We start from the raw sequence: 19760 nt of genomic DNA on the forward strand, positions 1-19760 counted from the left end.
CATTATTTCTCAACTAATCTTATGATTTCCAAGCTTCTTCAAACTGGTCTTCTTTAAAGCCAACCGTCACTTTCGTTCCATCAGTAACGATTGGACGTTTAATTAACATTCCATCAGACGCTAACAACTGTAAAAGTTCCTCTTCTGTTGCAGTTGGAATCTTATCTTTAATCCCGAGTTCACGATATTTTTTTCCACTCGTATTAAAAAATTTCTTTAACTCTAGTCCACTTTTTTGATAAAGCTCTTGTAAAACTTCTTTTGATGGTGGATGTTCAACAATATGTACTGGTTCAAAAGCAATGTCATTTGCTTCTAACCAAGATTTCGCTTTTTTACAAGTTCCACAATTCGGATACCAGTAAAATGTAAGTGCCATGTTATCCCTCCTCTCTTCCCCCATTATTTCCGATTAGTTTAGATTTTACAACCCTTAGGCTATTGTTTTTCCGAGTTTCTTTCTTCATCCACTTCATACGCATCTTGAATCATTTCGAGCGTTGGATGTTTTTTGTCTTCTAAGTCCTCAACTCCCGTTAATTCAGAAGTATAAATAATATGTTCTTTTTTCTTCATAAAAGAAACCTCCCTTATCATGTCTTACCGTTATTATTTGGGTGGCGACATTCTTCATACAAATAATCAATGGCAAAACTGGAAAAAACCTAAAGAAGCTCCAATACGGAGCTCCTTTAGTCTTAGTAGAGAGGAGAATGCTTCTTCCTTTGTAGAAAGGAGGAATATTTTATTTTTGAGACATTGTCTCAAAAAGTGATAAACAGGTTTTACACGACATAGCTTTCTTCTGCTAGGACAACTTCAGCAATTTCACGTTTTTTCGTAATAACGTTAATTGGAGTGTGACGAGTTAATTTACGTAAAATTGAAATCATTGTACGTAAAGAGTCGCCTTCTTCCATTGCTACTAAAGATTCTTTCGCATGAGCTTCGATACGGTTAAACGCTTCTTGACAGAACACTTGAGTCATAAGAAGTTTTTGGTTATTTTTCTCTAAGCCTGTTTTACCAATCGCTTTTTCCGTACGAAGGATAACAGATTCCATAGAGAAAACTTCACTTACGATATCAGCTACATTTGACAAAATTTCTTGTTCATGTTGTAGTTTTTGCTGATATTTTTGAGCGCCAGTACCAGCTACCATCAAGAAGATTTTCTTCGCCATTTTTAATAAATACTTTTCTTGCTCTAACGGCTCAGTTCCAACTTCCTCAGGCATCATCATCATAAGCTCTTCTTGTAGTTTCATCGCTTTTTCTAATAATGGAAGCTCGCCTTTCATTGCTTTACGAAGAATTGTTCCAGGTACTAGAAGGCGGTTAATTTCATTTGTACCTTCAAAAATACGGTTAATTCTTGAGTCACGGTAGATGCGTTCTACTTCGTACTCAGCCATGAAACCATAGCCACCATGGATTTGAACTGCTTCATCTGCACAATAGTCTAATGTTTCAGAACCAAATACTTTATTTAAAGAACACTCAATTGCGTATTCTGCAATTCCTTTTGCTACTTCACGACCATCTTTTTGCTCTTCCTCAGAAAGTCCACCTAGACGGTCTTCAAACAATCCACCTGTACGGTAAATTGAGCTTTCTGCTGCATATGTTGCAGTTGCCATGTTTGCTAATTTTTCTTGAATTAATGTGAAACGCGCAATTGGTTGCTTAAACTGCTTTCTTTCATTTGCATACTTCGCAGCTAACTCAAGCGCACGCTTTGAACCACCAATTGTACCGATTCCAAGCTTATAACGTCCTACATTTAAGATGTTAAAGGCAATAACGTGACCTTTACCAACTTCACCAAGAAGATTTTCTTTAGGTACTAATGCGTCCTCAAGAATAAGGGTACGAGTAGATGAACCTTTAATTCCCATTTTCTTTTCTTCTGGACCAGTAGAAACACCTTCATATTCTTTTTCCACAATAAATGCCGTGAAATGCTCACCATCAATTTTTGCATATACAACAAATACATCAGCGAATGCCGAGTTTGTAATCCATTGTTTTTCACCATTTAATACATAGTGAGTTCCAGCTTCATTTAATACTGCCGTCGTTTTGGCACCTAACGCATCTGATCCAGAGCCTGGCTCAGTTAACGCATAAGCTGCAATTTTTTCACCTGATGCTAATGAAGGCAAGTATTTGCTTTTTTGCTCATGGTTACCGAAAAATACAATTGGTAATGACCCGATACCGACATGAGCACCGTAACTTAAAGAGAAAGCACCTGCACGCGCAAATTTTTCCGTAATAATGGAAGAACTAATTTTATCTAATCCTAGTCCACCGTATTCTTCTGGTACATCTGCTCCTAATAATCCAAGCTCTCCAGCTTCAGATAAAAGGCGACGAGAAATATCAAAATTGTGTTTTTCAATTTCTTCAATATGAGGACCTACTTCATTAATCACGAACTCCTCTGTCGTTTTTCCAATCATAATATGCTCTTCTGTGAAATCCTCCGGTGTAAATACACTTTCAGCAGCAACATCTTCAATTAAAAAGCTTCCGCCTTTTACAACTTCTTGTTTTGTTTCACTCATCGTTCATATCCCCCATTCTTTTACTTAAATAAGTTCAAATACGCCAGCAGCACCCATACCGCCACCGATACACATCGTTACAACACCAAACTGCTCACCACGCCGTTTCATTTCATGCATTAATGTTAAGGTTAACTTTGTTCCAGAACATCCAAGTGGATGACCAAGAGCAATTGCTCCACCATTTACATTAACTTTACTTTGGTCAAGTCCTAAATGACGAATGACTTGAAGTGATTGTGAAGCGAACGCTTCATTTAATTCAAATAAACCAATATCCGATAATTCTAAACCAGCTAGTGCTATCGCTTTTGGAATCGCCTCCACTGGACCAATTCCCATAATTTCTGGCGGAACACCAGCAACAGCAAAGGAGCGGAATTTTATAATAGGTGTTAACCCATTTGCTTCTGCTTCTTCACGGTCCATGACGAGCACACTTGCAGCTCCATCACTCATTTGAGACGCGTTTCCAGCTGTAACCGATCCTTTTGGATGGAAAGCTGGTCGAAGTTTTGCTAATCCATCAACTGTCGTTCCAGGTCTGACCCCTTCGTCGACACTAAACTGCACTTTTTTCTCTTTTAACTTATTATCAGTACCAACAGAACGTAAAGTTACATCGACAGGTACGATTTCATCAGTAAATTTACCGTCTTTAATCGCCTGCTCTGCACGGCGATGACTTTCTACAGCGAAAGCATCTTGGTCTTGGCGACTTACACCAAATCGTGTTGCCACTTCTTCTGCTGTATATCCCATTCCCATATAGTACTCTGGGGCATTCTCCACTAGAGATGGGTTCGGCGCAATCACATGGCCTCCCATTGGGATTAAGCTCATCGACTCGGCTCCTCCAGCTATAATTGCTTTTGAGTGGCCTAACATAATACGTTCTGATGCATAAGCAATACTTTGTAATCCAGATGAGCAATATCGGTTAATTGTAATCGCTGGGACTGTATCAGGAAGACCTGCTATTGCCCCAATATTACGAGCCATGTTCATACCTTGCTCTGCTTCCGGCATCGCACATCCAAAAATAATATCTTCTATTTTAGACGGGTCAAAGTCTCCGGCCCGTTTTAACGTTTCTTTTACTGTTAAGGCACCAAGATCATCGGGTCTTACATTGGCTAATGTTCCTCTTTTCGCTTTTCCGACTGGTGTTCTTGCACCAGCTACGATTACCGCTTCTCTCAACGCTCTTCCCTCCATTCAAGTTCCATTTCTAGTTACGTAACGGCTTTCCTTTTGTCAACATATGTTGCATACGTTGCTGTGACTTCGGCTCCGCAACAAGGCTTAGGAATGCTTCACGCTCTAGGTCTAATAAATATTGTTCATCAACATATGTTCCTTTTGGTACACGTCCACCAGCAATAACAAATGCCAGTTTCTCAGCAATTTTTAAATCATGGTCGGAAATCATTCCACCAAATTTCATTGTTTTTGCACCTAATAACATTGTTGCATATCCTGTTTCTCCAACAACTTGAATTTTACTTCGAGCTGGTGCTGTATACCCTTTATCATGCAAGTGGATAACTTGTTGTTTCGCTGCATGAAGATGATGATCACCATTCATTGTTACGCCGTCACGTTCACTTAAGAACCCGTTCGCTTTTGCTTCATGTGCAGAAGTAGCGACTTTTGCCATTGCGATCGTTTCGAACGTTTTATTGGCAATTGCTTGTAAGTCTATTGTTGTTCCTTGTGGCGCGCGCTCAAGATTACGAAGGTAAAGCTCTTTATTACCTCCACCACCAGGAATTAAACCAACACCGACTTCAACTAAGCCCATATATGTTTCAGAAGCTGCTTGAATGCTTGCGGATGGTAAACAAACCTCCGCTCCTCCACCTAATGTCATGGCGTGTGGTGCAGCAACAACTGGTTTTGAAGAATAACGAATTCTTGCCATTGCTTTTTGGAATTGGCGAATGACCATATCAAGCTCAAAGAAATTATCATCCTGTGCTTCCATCAAAATCATCATTAAGTTGGCACCAACACAGAAGTTTTTCCCTTGGTTTCCGATAACAAGTCCTTTATAGTTCTTTTCCACTTCATCAATCGATTTTGAAATCATTTGAAGTACATCAAGACCAATGGAGTTGCTCGGTGAGTGGAATTCTAAACCAGCGACTCCATCTCCTAAGTCAATAAGGGAAGCCCCACTGTTTTTGAAAATCACTTTATCCTGCTCTTTAAGTGTTTTTAAATGAATGATTTTTTCATTTTCAACAATCGCCTTATATTCGCCATTGTGATAGTAGCTTTTCTCTTTATAGAAAGACTCATGTCCTGCTGCTAACATTTCTTTTACCCACTCAGGAACTGTTTCGCCTTCTGACTCCATTTTTTCTACTGATTTGACAACGCCAATAGCATCCCATAACTCAAATGGTCCTTGTTCCCAGCCAAAGCCCCACTTCATAGCTTGGTCAACCGATAAAATGTCGCTTGCAATGTCATAGCACTGTTCAGCAGAATAAATGAGTACTGGCTTAAATAAATTCCAAATAAGCTCTCCTGCTCTGTCATCCGCATATGCGAGCGTTTTCACTTTTGCTTTTAAGCCCTTCGCTTGCTTTGCGGCTTCAGTTGAAGCTGTTTTTAATTTTTTGCGCGGGCCATACTCTAATGTATTTGGATCAAGTTCAACGATTTCGCTTCCGTTTTCCCCTTTTTTCTTCAAGAAAAATCCTTGACCTGCTTTACTTCCAATCCAACCTTTTTCAGCCATTTCTTTCATAAATGCTGGAGGATCGAATACTTCTTTTTCTCTTCCTTCAACTTTGTCATACACGTTTTTTGCAACATGTAAAAATGTATCTAAACCAACAACATCCAATGTACGGAATGTTGCACTTTTTGGTCTTCCAATGGCCGGACCTGTTACAGAATCAACTTCTCCAACTGAATATCCACCTTTTAACATTTGCTCTACTGTTACAAGCAATCCATATGTTCCAATTCGGTTTGCAATGAAGTTTGGCGTATCTTTTGCTAATACAACCCCTTTTCCTAATGCATCTTCTGCAAACGCTGTCATAAATTCAACGACTTCCGCATTTGTATGTTGTGTAGGGATAATTTCAAGCAATTTTAAATAACGTGGCGGGTTAAAGAAATGCGTTCCGAGAAAATGATGTTTAAAATCATCTGAACGACCCTCAACCATTGCTTCAACAGAAATACCTGATGTATTTGAGCTTACAATTGAACCTTGCTTACGATACTGATCAACTTGAGCAAATACTTTTTGTTTAATTTCAAGATTTTCAACAACAACCTCAATGATCCAATCAACTTCTGATAGTCGTTGCATATCGTCTTCAAAGTTACCTGCCTCAATTAAATCTTTGTTACTTTTTACTGTTAATGGAGCTGGCTTTTGCTTTAGCAATTTTTGAATTGCTGTTGTACTAATTTTGTTACGTACTTGTTTGTCTTCAAGTGTCAATCCCTTTTTCGTTTCTTCCTCAGTTAGCTCCCGAGGGACAATGTCTAATAGGAGCGTTGGAATTCCTACATTCGCGAGATGAGCAGCAATCCCTGAACCCATAACACCTGAGCCTAATACAGCTGCTTTTCGAATTTGACCAACCATATATATCCTCCTTCTCCCAGATCCTTGAATGAATCCTCATTCATTTTTATGCGAAAAAAAATGACCGCATGAATTTTTTAAATTTATTTACTATACTCACTATAAAAGATTTTTGTCTTATTGGCAATAGAAATCTGAAAATTACTACTTATTTTTTCAATTGTTTTTTGTTATGTTCTTCATAATGTAGCAATACCTCTCTAGCATATGGAAAGTCTGATTTCCGTATGCTAAGTGATGTATCATTTAAAAAAAGTGATACGTAAAAAGGAGGAATAACGAATGCAGCAAACAATGATTAACCCAAACCAACAAAACCAGCAAACGATTATGCCTCAACCACCAAATGTCATTACAACAAAAGACCATCTTTACATTTCTGATATGTTATCTTGGAACTTGTTAGCCATGAAAAAATGCCACCACACTGCCCAGCACTGCCAAGATCCAGAAATTAAAGCGGTAATTGAAAAAGCCGGTCAAATGCACCAAAAGCATTATCAAATGATACTTCAACACCTCCAAAACCAAAATCAACCGACGCAAATTCAGTAAGGAGGATTTCTCATGAGCCAACAAACAAAAATCCAAAACCCTAAAACCCAAGTTCAGGAATCTCCACAAATGTCTGACCGAGATTTCATTAATGATATTTTATCAACGGAAAAATATATAACAACTGCTTATAGTACAGCTTTAAACGAAGCGAGTCATGAAAGCTTGTATCAAACGATTAATACTGCCTTTAATGAAGCACAAAACTGCCAACGTGAATTGTTTAATACGATGTTTAGAAAAGGATGGTATAGCTTTGACGCTACACCACAACAAACAATTGATCAATCGTATCAACAATTCTCAGGTTATAGTCAGCAGTTCCCTTACCAATAATAAAAGAGCTGAGTGAGGATTTTCCTCACTCAGCTCTTTCTGTCGTCATACCGGACATCTTTTCACTTCATTGCAAATAGCTCCACGTTCACTTACAAAATTATTTGTTCGTTCGCTTAAATGTAAATCTATAAAAAGGAAATAAAATGATATGCAATAAAGCGAAAAGTAAAACGACATTAAAAAATGAAGTGTTATAGAAAGTAAACCATTCAGTAAAAAGCTTGGTCTGTAGGATTTCATTTCCAAAACTTCCAAACTCAAAATCTGTAACAAAGGGTGTGTTATCAACAATTGCCAATACTAGTATAAGAACTAGAAAAAAACCAATATTAATGAACCAATTCCTCATTACTATACCCTCCTAACCCATAGTATTACATTATTTCATAATGTAAAAAGGCACCTAAAAGTACTCCAACAATTGCCCATATTACAATACTAATAACATGCCAAAAGACAACTTTCTTTTTATCTGCGCCTGCTGCTATGGAAACAAACGCTCCAATATGTCCTGAAGATACAACTGGAGCAATAAGGGCAACTCCTGGCACACCATATTTTTCATATCTTTCTCTTGCTTTACTTGCACGTTTAGAAATAAATCCTTTTCTCAATTTCCGCTTTTGAATTTTTTTAACGATAGCATTAAAAGGTATTATAATCAGCATGATTGAAATCCAATTCCCAACTATACTTACTAACATAGATAAAAATATTGGAAGCCCAATTACTCCTGCTGCCGCTGTTGCACCAGGAGATTCTACAAATGGAATAAAAGATAATAAAAAAATTCCAAGATACTGTAAAACTATATTTAACTCGTTTAATTGTAAAATAAATTCTTGTACCATTTCCCGAAACATAATCACTATTCTCCCCTAGAAAAGTTCATCATTCTAAATAAAAATAACATGTAAGTAGAGTCCTCAAAAAAATGGCACAGGACCAAAAATAGTATAGAAACAATATCAATATACGCTTCCTTGCACCAAAAATTACCAAAACACCACAAACTTGATGGGAACTTCTGAAGTTATTCAACTATTATTCTAATTTTAACATTATATACCATAAATTCCATAAATAAATGCACTCTTAATTAATAAAGTAATTAGCATAAAAAAACAGAAGAAGCCTCAACATGGGTAGTTCATCATGTTAAGACTTCTTTTTCTCACTCGCTTTTTTCACGATTTTTCTTATTTAATTCTTGAATTTCGGACACTAATTCCTTCATCGCTTCTTTCGCATCGGGATATTGTTCATTCCAATGTTTCGCAAGCGGAGGCATACTTTTGGAAATATGACTATACAATGCCCATATTTTCACTTTTTCTTTTAGCTCTTCATTTTCCTGACCAAGTAATAATTCAGTATACTTTGTTATTAACCCGTCTAATTGCTGTTGCAATTTTGCATCCATCATGTAACGCTCCCTTATCTTTTGCTCTAGACTGAGTATAACATAACCTATTTTTAATTTTACATACGGTGCTTCTATTTTTTTACTTTTAACAAGCGCAGACCATTTAATGTAACGAGCAATGTCGCTCCCATATCCGCTATAATCGCAATCCATAATGTTAACCAGCCTGGGATGACAAGCAATAGTGCTACAATTTTTAATACTAATGAAAGTGTAATATTTTGTTTAATGATTCGAAGCGCCTTTTTACTTAACTTAATCGTAAATGGTAACTTCGATAAATCATCTTTCATCAGCACAACATCTGCTGTTTCTAAAGCAACATCCGTTCCTGCTCCACCCATCGCAATACCAACATTCGCTGTAGCTAAAGCGGGGGCATCATTCACGCCATCACCAACCATAGCAATTCGTTTTCCTTTTGCCATCGTGTCTTTCATATAGCTTAGTTTTCCATCTGGTAATAAATTTGATAAAACAGAGTCGACACCGACTTGTTTTGCAATAGCATTAGCCGTTTTTTCATGATCTCCCGTAAGCAAGACGGTCTCTCGAATACCAACTTTTTTCAATTGCTGTAATAAAGTTGGACTCTCTTTTCTCATTTGGTCTGCAAGTGTAAATAAACCAACAATTTCAGTTTCATTCGCTAACACAACAACGGTTTTTGCCTCTTCCCGTAACCGGTCAATCTCAGCTTGGATCGTATTTGTAATTGTAACAAACTCTTCAATATAACTCGGGCTTCCGATTCGATACGCGACGTCTCGGACAATCCCTCGAACCCCTTTTCCTGTATCGGAATGGAACTGTTCCACCTCATCCATTGTCCCTCGGTGTAGTTGTACAATCGCTTGGGCAAGCGGATGCTGAGAATGTTGTTCTAATGCAGCAGCAATTTGACATACTTCCTCTTCAGTAATGTTGGCTGTTGTTACAATATTCGTTACTTCTGGTTTTCCTTTTGTTAACGTACCTGTTTTATCAAACGCGATTACTTCTAAATGGCCAGCTTCTTCTAAGTGGACGCCACCTTTTATTAACACACCTTGTTTGGCTGCACTGCCAATGGCCGTAACAATGGATACAGGTGTTGAAATGACGAGGGCACACGGACATCCGACAACTAAAACAGCTAACCCTTGGTAAATCCACGTCATCCATTCCCCACCAAAAAACAGGGGCGGAACAATGGCTACACCGATCGCAATCGCAATGATTATCGGTGTATAAACCGAAGCAAATTTATCGATAAATGCTTGTGATGGAGCTCGTTCTGCTTGTGCCTCTTCCACTAAATGAATCATCTTTGCTAATGTCGTATCTTCATGTGTTTTTGTTACTTCAATTTCAAGCATACCTTCTTCATTTAATGTCCCGGCATACACTGTTTCACCTGCAGTTTTGACAACTGGCATTGATTCACCTGTTATCGCTGCTTGATTGACAGAAGATTGGCCAAGGCGAACCATTCCATCCATTGCGATTTTTTCTCCTGGGCGAACAACCATAACATCACCAATTTGAATGGCATCTACAGGAACTTTCTCAAGTTTTTCACCTTTTTTTATTTTCGCTGTTTTCGGCGACATATCTACAAGCGATTCGATAGAACGGCGTGCTCGGTCCATTGCAAACGTTTCGAGTGCTTCACTAATCGCAAATAAAAAAACAACGACAGCTCCTTCTGGCAACTCACCAATGGCGACCGCTCCAAGTACAGCAATGGTCATTAATGTTTTCATGTCAAATGTAAGTGAAAATAAGTTCTTCAACCCTTGCCAAAACAATGCGTAGCCACCAACGACCATTGATGTTAAAAATAGAGCATTTGTTGTTGGTGTTTGTGCTCCCATGTGGACGATGATGGTAAATGCAGCGACTAATAATATCCCAGAAATCGCAGTACGAATCGTCGGAACAGACTTCCACCATGGAATTCTTACTTTTTCTTCTCCTTCTTTATAAAAACGGAGATTATCAAAAGCACCCGCCTTTTCCAGTTGCTGTTTCGTAATATCACCGACAACTGTAATTTTTGCTGCTTGAAAATTGACATCTACTTCTGTAACTTCTTTTATGTTTTTTACATTTTTCTCAAACTTCGCTGCGCAGTTTGTACAAGACAACCCTTGAATTTTATAAACATGCGTTTCATTAGCCACGATCAATCGTCTCCTTACCATGAACAAGTCCTGTTTCAATCAAGATTCGCACATGATCATCATCTAAAGAATAAAACACAAGCTTTCCTTCTTTTCGACTTTTTGCTAATCCTATATTACGAAGATGGCGAAGATGATGTGACGTTGTAGCTGTTGTCGCGCCAATAATGGTTGCAACATCACATACACATAATTCATCTTCTTGGGATAGCGCATAGGCAATTTTCATTCTCGTTTCATCAGATAATGCTTTAAAAAGATTTGCAACTTGGACAATCTCTTTTTGCTGTTTTTCTATTAAACTCGTAAGTTTATTGACTTTTCCTTCATCAAACTTAAATACTTCACAACGGTCTGTCATCTTTTTTCACTTCCTTATTCAAATGTTCGTTTGATTATAGTATACCCTCAAATATTCTAATAATCAAATGAATATTTGAATATTTTGTTAGGTCTTTTGACCTATTTAAAGTTATTACTTATGATTGATTACTAGTTATATTCATTTCCATTATAATAAATGGGTTGTTTTCAATTGGAAAACTCATACATTTTTAGGAGGATGAAACATGAAGAAATGGTTAGGAATTATGTCTTTATCTGTTGCTCTTGCATTAACAGGTTGTAACTCTGAAGAGACAACAAAAGATGAAGATAAAGATGTTGTAGATAACGAAGTAGAACAACCGGCCCCTGCTGAAGAGGAGGAACAAGAAGAACCGACGGAAACAGAAATTGAATCAAATGATGCAGGAGAATTGAATACATATATATCAGAATATACAGATGGAGAAGTAGAAATTATTTTTACAAATTCAAATCCTAACATCAATTATGACGCAGAAGGATTTAAGATGATTGTTGAACAATATCAAATTGTACATGTAACAAATATGCATGCTTCCATTACAAGTTCTTTTAATGATAAAAATAGTGGTTATATTATTACGGCAAAAGTAACGATTGATAATCAAACAGGACAAGATGCTTATTACACAACGAATACAATCATCCAAGGAAAAGATAATTACCATAGTCAAATGCCAAGACCGAATTTTGTTCGTGAAGGAGAAAGGCTAGGACCAAAGTCTTCTGATGATATCTCACATTATCAACCTGGTGAAAAAGTGACTGGACTAGTATCATTTACTTACTCCGAAGAAGAATTTGAAGAATTATTACAAACAAATCCTAAATTCCGTACTGGAACAGCAGCGGCAAATGAAGACTTTAGCGGTCAAATTGGACAAGATGGGGTATTTGACTTTCCTATAAATGAGGAAAGTTTGCAAGCCCTTTCTGAAAGACCAGACTTTATTGAAGATTTAATTGAAGCAAATAACTATGCGGAGAAAACATTACTTTCAGAAACAATGGATGTAAACGAAACAAAAACATTACACGATGTCGAAGTGACTTTGGAAGGCTTTCAAGTTACCGAAATTACACCAACAGAATCATATGAACAATCGTTCGAAGATTTTGGTGATAAAGGAATTGTAGCTTTAACGATTCAATTAAATGTGAATAACAAAACGGATGATATAATAAGTGCTTATGGAACAAGCGGTATTCTTATTGTCGATGATAACCGCGCAAGATATTTGTCACAAGGAAATCTTGAGCCAAGAATAGGTGATGACCTTGAAGCAGGTAAAGAAGCAAAACGAATTTTAGTGTATTTAATTAGAAAAGATGAATTTGAACTTTATGATAAATTTGAATTAGAATTTGGTCCTATTCGTGATTCACAATATCAAGATGTTTCTAAAGGTGAAACCCTTACATTTGAATTACCGAACTAATGCTTAAGGCTAGGAACTAACGTGCTTAACTGTAATTTTTTCAGTTAATACACGTTTGCCCTAGCTTTTTTTATTTCCCTATATTTCTTTTCATTAAAGCAGCTATTTGTTGCTCATCTGTTCTCGTAATTTGCTCTAGTTGTTTCACGACTAGCTCTTGCCGCTCTGTTGAATGGTTTTGACTTAACTTTGCTTTCCCTTCCAATTGATTAATTTTCATCTTAAAACTTTGAATGCCTTTGTTCATATTTGCGAGTAAATCTGAGTCTAGATTTTGTAATTGATAAGAACTGTTAGGCAATTCATATTTTAATACCATGTCGTGCAATGAACCAACTACTTCATTGTCATCTTCTATAAGCTCGACTTCTCCATACACATGAACAGCCACATAATTCCATGTAGGAACAGCTTGTTCTGTCTCATACCAGGATGGTGAAATATAACAGTGAGGACCATGAAAGACAGCTAGAGCGGTTTGTTTATTGATGTCTTTCCACTGCGAATTAGGACGGGCAAAGTGACCATATAAATGTGTTTGTTCTTCGTTTAAAAGTAAGGGTAAATGAGTAGCTACTGGCATGCCAGCATGTTGAGAAAAAAGCGTAGCAAAACTATTTTCTTTTATAATGTCGTAAGCTATTGCTTCATCTGTAATTTTAAATGGAGCAGGTATGTACATCATCATCCACCTTTCTTACATTGATTAGGCTGTCGATCCTTTTCGACAGCTTAATCATATCATAATTGTATCGGCCATCCGTTCCGCTATTTTCCGAAAAAAGCGCATTTCTCGAATGCTACCGGACATTGGTTCCGTTATATTCGATAATCACAAGTTTATCACGGCCAAGTCAATGAAATAACGGCACAGATGTCCACTTGATATGAAAAAAACGTTATTTTCCTTAAAATAGCGGAACAAATGTCCGTAACATTATTCACAATACAATCTGTAACCGACCCTTTAGTACGCCTCATACCTCTTAAATGCAACGAACGCAAAAACAAACAAAGCTATCACAATTCCAATCGATGAGCTAAAAGCAATAAATGCCGTGTCACTCCATGTTCCACTTAAGAAAAACGTCCCAATCTCTTGTGGAACCATAGAAGGTGACCATTTTGCATAATTTGGAAGAAAACTACTAAACACTGATAATCCTGCTAATACTGCTAAACTAACAGCTGCCACTCCCCCGTTTTGTTTCAAGCAAACACTACATACTAGCGTCACGCTAATGACAAAAATAACCCATAAACAATAGACAAACAAACTAAGTAAAAAGGTCGAAAACGCAATGTCACCGAACAATAAGACAGTGTAGTAATAAGCAAGCGTATAGCCAAGTCCAAACGATCCGACAGCTATAAAACATTGACTTATCCACTTACTTCCTAAATATTGCAACGCTGAGATAGGACGAACCATCACTAACGTTAGGGCACCGTTTCCTCTCTCATTTGACACACTTCCCATCGAACTTAATACGAGTAATGCGGTTCCAAGTAAACCAAATTGCGAGAGAACACTTAAAAGAACCTCCTCACTCGTCGGTGTCGGTATCATTTCAACTACTTCTTTAGGAATGTCTCCTGCAACTTCTAATATTTGTGGCATGTAATAAGTAGTAATCGGTTCCATTACACCTAGTAACAAAAAGACAACCGGGAGCCAGATAATTTTCCCTGTCGATACACTTTCACGAATTTCTTTTATGATTAGCGTTTTTAGTTTCATGATTCCATCACCTTTAGATACATGTCCTCTAACGTGTCTCTTTTTCTTTGAAACTGTAAAATTGTAACGGATAATTCCACACACTTTTGAATAAACTGTTGGCTCGCTTTCACATTGACAAAGGTCACATCTACTTTTCCCTTTTCATAATAATGAACAGATACGATGTCTTTCGCTTCTTGGATAACAGGTTCTAATGACGAGTCTGCTTCAATAAAAAAAGTGAGCTCCTCGTTCTCGGATTTTAGCTGCTCCAATGAACCTGACCATACAAGACTTCCCTCTCGTAACATCACGACAGAATCACATACTTGTTCGGCATCATGTAACACATGAGTGGAAAACAAGATTGTCATTTTTTCTTTTAATTGAAATAGTAATTGCAACACTTCTCTTCGTCCTTCAGGATCTAGAGCGGACACTGGTTCATCTAACAGCAACAGCGTTGGATTGTGTATAAGTGCTTGGGCTAATCCTAAACGCTGCTTCATCCCGCCAGAAAATCCTGATATTTTTCGCTTTCTCGCTTGTTCTAACCCCGTAAAAGAAAGAACCTCCGCTATTTTTTCTTTCAACACATTTTTTTTCACTTCAGAAAGAGAACCAACAAAATGTAAATATTGCTCTGCAGTCATCCACGAGAAAAATTGAGGGTATTGTGGTAAAAAGCCGATATGCTTTTTATCGATATACGGTTTACCCATAAACGAAACTTTCCCACTCGTTTGTTCAAGTAACCCTGCAATCATTTGTAATGTCGTTGTTTTTCCTGCTCCATTTCTTCCCAAAAGGGCAACACAAGAGCCTGGTTCAATACCAAACGAAATCGATTCAACTGCGGTATGTTGCCGATATTTTTTTGTTAACTCCTCCACCTCAAATAACATGTACGTTCACCTCTAGTCTTTTTTTCTCCCAATGAGAAAATATAAAATGGGACCAATTAAATTTAAAAGCAAAATTAAAATAATCCATAGCCATTTCGGACCGTTTGTTTCTTCTTGTCGGATACAATGAATCAGGGCGGTAACAACTAAAATAAGTTGCAGGATGAGTATGGGCGCTAGTAATTGCCATGAGATTTCCATTTTTTCAGCTCCTTTGCTATTTTCATCATTAAGACGTTTCACATCTCAAAATCGTTCAAAAAATTATTATTTATTTTAGTTTGTACATTAATGTCAAAAACCATGAAGACCTAAAAAAGAAAAGAGCAAATTCAAAGTTTGGACAGACGCGAATAAATAGTTTGTACAAACAATTAGGTTCTATTGATTCCACATCTCTCATTTTTGCGGTCAGAGCAGCCGTTATTTGTGAACATTATACGAGTTTCCGTTTTTTAGCGGCCACAGGAGCGCTTATTAACACAAAGGTAACTCTATTCCTAGCGATAAATTATGATTAACTGCTCCTGTGTCCACCAATGTTCCAAAACGCTGGCAATGTTCACAGATAACCGTTTCCATGGCCGCTTAATCCATAACCTACAAGAAAAACGTAGGAGCGTCTTTTCGTTTCAAGCGAAGTACGGAGCATTCGTTCTTCTAGAATAAACTTTCAAAACTTCTCTGCTAGACCAAAACTTTTATGCTATCTTTTCTTTCAAAAAAAAGATAGCTAGCGGATGAAATCATCCACCAACTATCTCTTTTTGCTGTTGTTTTGTTTGAAGTTGCTCTTTGACCTCTAAAATATCTGTTGCCATTTGATTTTGCATTTGTAACAATTGTTGATTTGTTATCATTAACTCTTTCGTAAGCTTTTCTAGCTCCCGATTCTGAGATGTTTTTAATTTCGTCTGATATGCCTTAATGAGCATGATAATAATGATGGTACCCATTGCACAAATCGCAACGGCTACAAACATTCCTGTTATTGCTTCCATCGTACACTCTCCTTCCCTCACATACTTTTAAAATAGCATGGGATGAGGAAGGCGTCTATCTCTTTTTTGCTTATTTTTCCATTAAATCAACTTTTACGACAATTTTACATCTTTTAATAAATCGAGTGCACGAGAAATCTCATTCTCTGTTGTATAACGCCCGACACTAAAACGAACCGCGCCCATTCCGACTTGTTCGGTGACGCCCATTGCCTTTAAAACGGGCGATAACTCCACGCCTCCTGCATGACAGGCCGATCCTGTGGAGGCTGCTATTTCAGGAACTTGATTTAATATTTGTTGCCCTTGAGTACCGACAAAAGCAACATTTAATGTGTTCGGAAGACGATTTCTTGGATGTCCTTGAAGTTGAATTCTTTCATTAAACTGCTTTTTTAACCCTTCCCAAAAAAACTGTGTTAACTCATGTAGCCGCTTGCTTTCTTTTTCAATCTCATTGACAACTTCGCACGCCTGTCCGAGACCCACCGTTAAAAGAACATTTTCTGTACCCGCTCTTCTACCACTTTCATGTCCTGCACCGTGTATGAGGGATTCAATTTCGATTCCTTCTCGAATATATAACGCTCCAATTCCTTTTGGAGCATATAGTTTATGGCCCGCGATTGTTAAAAAATCAACTCCTAGTTGTTGAATATTGACATCGACTTTTCCAATAGATTGGGAGGCGTCCGTATGGAAAAGGACATGATGTTTTTTCGCGATTTCACTAATTTCTTCGATAGGCTGAAGCGTACCGACTTCATTATTAGAATGCATAATTGAAATTAAAATCGTTTTTTCTGTTATCTCATTTTCAATGTCGGTTGGATTTACACTTCCATATTCGTCCACATCAACATAGGAAACTTTGATACCCTGCTTTTCAAGATAACGGCATGGGTTAAGTATTGCTGGGTGCTCGATTTTAGACGTGATAATATGATTTCCTTTCTCTTTTAATGTTTCTGCAACGCCTTTTAATACATAATTGTTCGATTCACTTCCCCCACTTGTGAACATGATTTCCGTTGGTTTTGCGTGTAATAATGTCGCTACTTGTTTCCGCGCAAACTCAACAGCCACTCTCGCTTCTCTTCCCGCAAAATGAAGAGCCGATGGATTCCCGTAATGGTCTGTTAAGAAAGGGAGCATAGCTTGCTTTACTTCAGGAGCGATTGGTGTGCTTGCATTATAATCAAAATATATAGGTTCCACTAAATTCACCCTTTACCTACTATAGTTGTCAAAAGTGTATCATACATTACTATTTAGTTTGTATGAAAAAAAACATATAATAAAAGATACATCTACTTATACGAAGGAGAGTATTATGAATATCACATACAGAAACGGCTATTCGCCTACTTATAGCTCCATCATTAGACAAATCCCAAAACATAAGGATCATGAATCATTTTGGGAAGCACTAACAGAACATATAGTAAATAAAACAGAGTTGAGTGTGCATGAGTTTGCTGCACTTTACCACGGGACAGCCGTTGTGTTAAAAGCGTTAGAAGGACAGAACAATAAAAAGGAAGCAACTGAAGCAGAATCATTGTTGCTTGATTTATATTATTCCTTAGTTATCGAGTCAGATGGAGAAGAATTTGCTGCTGGTTCAGATGAGTATACGGTAGAGGATTATGAAATGTACTCACAAGCGATCGCAAATGAGCTTATTGAAATGAAGGCCATTGCCGAATTATATGTTGAAAATATCGAGAACTTCGAACCGATTTTATTTGTAACAAACAAAAATGAACTACCAGCGCGGTTTCAACGGGTTTTATAAATAACACCCGGGTAGCTATCTGACATCTGTTCCGCTATTGAAGCGAAAATAGATTATTTTTCAATGTTAACGGACATCCATTCCGTTAACTGCCTAAGATTCAATGAAATAGTTGCTAAAACTACATGTAACGGAACGTATGTCGACTAAGGTACGTAAAACATTGATTTCAAGCAAAATAACGGAACATACGTCATTGGCCTTGCAAATATATCCACAATTGATGAAGAATATTAATCAAGATTCACTTTGATTTAAAAATATAGAAAATATGTATAAATTTTACATTGAACTTTATGAGAAATGAGCAAAAAAGTTGAGGGGGCAGTATTTAAGCCATTCGTTATCTAAAATTTGTAAGTTTTATCAGTTTTTATACTTTGCGGTTTTTGAACGTTTTTCTCCCACTGGTTTTACAACAGCCACACCGCCATCATTTAACGGTTCTGGACTTCTTGGTTGATTCGTTTTTTTACGCCCTTGCGAGGTTTGTTTTGGTTGGCGGTGGAAGTTTTTTAAAAAATCAGCCCAAGTATCTTTAGAATAGGTCCGAAGGAATCGTAAAGTTTTCCAAAGAGTCTTAGATGTATTCTCGCTTTTTTTTATGTACAAAACTAAACAGTAGGCTGTCATGGCAAATAAAATTTGATTCCAAATGCCTTGTGGCTTAGTACTTTGTAGTTTCACGAGTCTCAAGTGTTGCTTTACCCATTTAAAGAATATCTCAATTTGCCAACGGCATTTATACAAGTCAGCTACATCTTCAGCACTTAAATCCCACCGATTCGTTATGATTCTGTAGAAACGACCATCGTCGTCTTGAAATTCTACTAACCTAACTGGATGTTTCATTGGCTTACGCCCTAATATAACTTTGGCATCTGTGATAATTTTATCAGAATCATGTTCAAGTGTTTCAATGACTTCTGCTTTGTGTTTATCATTAATCCGCATGGCGAAACGTAAGTTTCGACCGACCCAATTATCTATTTTAGAATAATCTACATACCCTCTATCAAAGAGATAGGTTGCATCTGGGTCAGTAACTAACTCCATGACTACTTCGCGTTCATCTACATTTCCCGTCGATGGAATGACCTTATCCGGATAAGCCTCATGTTTAGAAGCTATTACTAGACGAGTATGAAGTTTAACTTGATTTCGATTTTGTGTAACGTAAGCCCATTTCCCAAATGTTGGACCTAAATGAAGGCAAGAACCATCTATGATATGCAGCTTTCCAAAGCCTTTAAAAGTGCTATTTAATGTGGTAACTTCTTGTACTTTTTGTACAGCTAGTTGAAATAATCTTTCTACCATCGTTGATGGTAAAGTATTCACGCGTCTGGATATTTGAGAACCACTAATACTCGATAGCCCAAATAATTCTTGCGAATCTTTTCTAGCCCTAATTTCCTCTTCTATTTGAGTATACGATTCCCAATTTTGTAATTGAGAAGCGACGCAAATCCTTAGTAAATTAGCTGTCGTTAATTTCTTGACGCCCCAATCTAGAAAGCCAGAACGAAATGAATCGAATGGTAATAGAGATAAACATTTACTTAGTGTAGATTGATTTGATACAATTTTGTTATCCATAAAATTCTCCTTATTGTAAAAGTCACGGATAACTTTGGCTTTGCTTTTACAATAGGAGAATTTTTTTTATTCGTCTAGTGTTTTCTTCAAATTTTCACTTTGTTAGTTGAAATGTAAAGCATAAAAATATAGTGATTCCACTGAGTGAAATGGAGCGAAAGCCACTCGACTCCTGCGGGAAAGAGAGGAGCGGCGAGACCCCACAGGCGTTAGCCGAGGAGGCTCGCCACCTCCCCGCGGAAAGCGAGTGGCTGTAGC

21 protein-coding genes are annotated in these 19760 nt (G+C 37.4%); 4 read left to right on the top strand and 17 right to left on the bottom strand.

The annotated features are described in order from the left end of the window. Positions 1-19: 19 nt before the first annotated feature. The 5 genes from T323_RS0112445 to T323_RS0112465 form a co-directional block, all read right to left on the bottom strand. On the bottom strand, positions 20-379 hold the full coding sequence (locus tag T323_RS0112445; RefSeq protein WP_026673584.1) for an arsenate reductase family protein: 360 nt from the start codon (positions 377-379) through the stop codon (positions 20-22). 59 nt (positions 380-438) lie between these two features. Continuing rightward, positions 439-576: a hypothetical protein gene (locus T323_RS28855; RefSeq protein ID WP_156942444.1), complete on the bottom strand. Its 138-nt coding sequence runs from the start codon at positions 574-576 to the stop codon at positions 439-441. A 209-nt stretch (positions 577-785) separates the two neighbouring features. Next, a complete protein-coding gene (locus T323_RS0112455; protein WP_026673585.1) occupies positions 786-2570 on the bottom strand; it encodes an acyl-CoA dehydrogenase FadE in 1785 nt (594 codons plus the stop codon). Between the two features lie 24 nt (positions 2571-2594). After that, positions 2595-3773, bottom strand: a complete 1179-nt coding sequence (locus T323_RS0112460; protein ID WP_026673586.1) for an acetyl-CoA C-acetyltransferase — start codon at positions 3771-3773, stop codon at positions 2595-2597. Between the two features lie 28 nt (positions 3774-3801). Next, positions 3802-6186, bottom strand: a complete 2385-nt coding sequence (locus tag T323_RS0112465; protein ID WP_026673587.1) for a 3-hydroxyacyl-CoA dehydrogenase/enoyl-CoA hydratase family protein — start codon at positions 6184-6186, stop codon at positions 3802-3804. Between the two features lie 282 nt (positions 6187-6468). Here T323_RS0112465 and T323_RS0112470 point away from each other — a divergent pair, with 282 nt between their 5' ends. Beyond that, positions 6469-6741, top strand: a complete 273-nt coding sequence (locus T323_RS0112470; RefSeq protein ID WP_026673588.1) for a hypothetical protein — start codon at positions 6469-6471, stop codon at positions 6739-6741. A gap of 12 nt (positions 6742-6753) precedes the next feature. Further along, positions 6754-7077, top strand: a complete 324-nt coding sequence (locus tag T323_RS0112475) for a spore coat protein (protein WP_026673589.1) — start codon at positions 6754-6756, stop codon at positions 7075-7077. Positions 7078-7177: 100 nt separating this feature from the next. Here the strand turns inward: T323_RS0112475 and T323_RS0112480 are convergent, their stop codons facing one another. The 5 genes from T323_RS0112480 to T323_RS0112500 form a co-directional block, all read right to left on the bottom strand. Further along, entirely contained in the window at positions 7178-7429 is a 252-nt protein-coding gene (locus T323_RS0112480; protein WP_026673590.1) for a YfzA family protein, read from the bottom strand. A 25-nt stretch (positions 7430-7454) separates the two neighbouring features. Continuing rightward, positions 7455-7943, bottom strand: a complete 489-nt coding sequence (locus tag T323_RS0112485; protein WP_156942445.1) for a small multi-drug export protein — start codon at positions 7941-7943, stop codon at positions 7455-7457. Between the two features lie 311 nt (positions 7944-8254). Next, positions 8255-8503: a DUF2573 family protein gene (locus T323_RS0112490; protein ID WP_026673592.1), complete on the bottom strand. Its 249-nt coding sequence runs from the start codon at positions 8501-8503 to the stop codon at positions 8255-8257. Between the two features lie 74 nt (positions 8504-8577). Continuing rightward, positions 8578-10671: a heavy metal translocating P-type ATPase gene (locus T323_RS0112495; RefSeq protein WP_026673593.1), complete on the bottom strand. Its 2094-nt coding sequence runs from the start codon at positions 10669-10671 to the stop codon at positions 8578-8580. Further along, complete coding sequence (locus tag T323_RS0112500) at positions 10664-11032, bottom strand: ArsR/SmtB family transcription factor (RefSeq protein ID WP_026673594.1); 369 nt, start codon at positions 11030-11032, stop codon at positions 10664-10666. Before T323_RS0112500 ends, T323_RS0112495 begins: the two co-directional genes overlap by 8 nt. Before the next feature lie 208 nt (positions 11033-11240). Here T323_RS0112500 and T323_RS26640 point away from each other — a divergent pair, with 208 nt between their 5' ends. Continuing rightward, on the top strand, positions 11241-12476 hold the full coding sequence (locus T323_RS26640; RefSeq protein WP_051556512.1) for a DUF5068 domain-containing protein: 1236 nt from the start codon (positions 11241-11243) through the stop codon (positions 12474-12476). Between the two features lie 70 nt (positions 12477-12546). On the opposite strand, the gene T323_RS0112510 is transcribed toward T323_RS26640, so the two are convergent. The 6 genes from T323_RS0112510 to T323_RS0112535 all read right to left on the bottom strand — a co-directional run bounded on the left by T323_RS0112510 (position 12547) and on the right by T323_RS0112535 (position 17323). After that, a complete protein-coding gene (locus T323_RS0112510) occupies positions 12547-13158 on the bottom strand; it encodes an FMN-binding negative transcriptional regulator (RefSeq protein ID WP_026673595.1) in 612 nt (203 codons plus the stop codon). A gap of 285 nt (positions 13159-13443) precedes the next feature. Further along, the gene (locus tag T323_RS0112515) at positions 13444-14217 is read right to left on the bottom strand and encodes an ABC transporter permease (protein ID WP_035178585.1); all 774 of its coding nucleotides are present in this window, start codon (positions 14215-14217) and stop codon (positions 13444-13446) included. Then, on the bottom strand, positions 14214-15104 hold the full coding sequence (locus T323_RS0112520; protein ID WP_026673597.1) for an ABC transporter ATP-binding protein: 891 nt from the start codon (positions 15102-15104) through the stop codon (positions 14214-14216). Before T323_RS0112520 ends, T323_RS0112515 begins: the two co-directional genes overlap by 4 nt. A gap of 12 nt (positions 15105-15116) precedes the next feature. Further along, a complete protein-coding gene (locus T323_RS0112525) occupies positions 15117-15305 on the bottom strand; it encodes a PLDc N-terminal domain-containing protein (protein WP_026673598.1) in 189 nt (62 codons plus the stop codon). Between the two features lie 545 nt (positions 15306-15850). Further along, positions 15851-16105: a hypothetical protein gene (locus T323_RS0112530; protein WP_026673599.1), complete on the bottom strand. Its 255-nt coding sequence runs from the start codon at positions 16103-16105 to the stop codon at positions 15851-15853. A gap of 93 nt (positions 16106-16198) precedes the next feature. Further along, on the bottom strand, positions 16199-17323 hold the full coding sequence (locus tag T323_RS0112535) for a cysteine desulfurase family protein (RefSeq protein ID WP_026673600.1): 1125 nt from the start codon (positions 17321-17323) through the stop codon (positions 16199-16201). A gap of 115 nt (positions 17324-17438) precedes the next feature. On the opposite strand from T323_RS0112535, the gene T323_RS0112540 reads away from it, so the two are divergent. Beyond that, entirely contained in the window at positions 17439-17903 is a 465-nt protein-coding gene (locus T323_RS0112540) for a hypothetical protein (protein ID WP_026673601.1), read from the top strand. Between the two features lie 366 nt (positions 17904-18269). Here T323_RS0112540 and T323_RS0112545 read toward each other — a convergent pair whose 3' ends face one another. Beyond that, entirely contained in the window at positions 18270-19502 is a 1233-nt protein-coding gene (locus T323_RS0112545; RefSeq protein ID WP_026673602.1) for an IS4 family transposase, read from the bottom strand. Positions 19503-19760 lie beyond the last annotated feature (258 nt).

It is taken from the genome of Alkalihalobacillus bogoriensis ATCC BAA-922, from assembly GCF_000621445.1.
GTDB lineage: Bacteria > Bacillota > Bacilli > Bacillales > Bacillaceae_F > Bacillus_AO > Bacillus_AO bogoriense.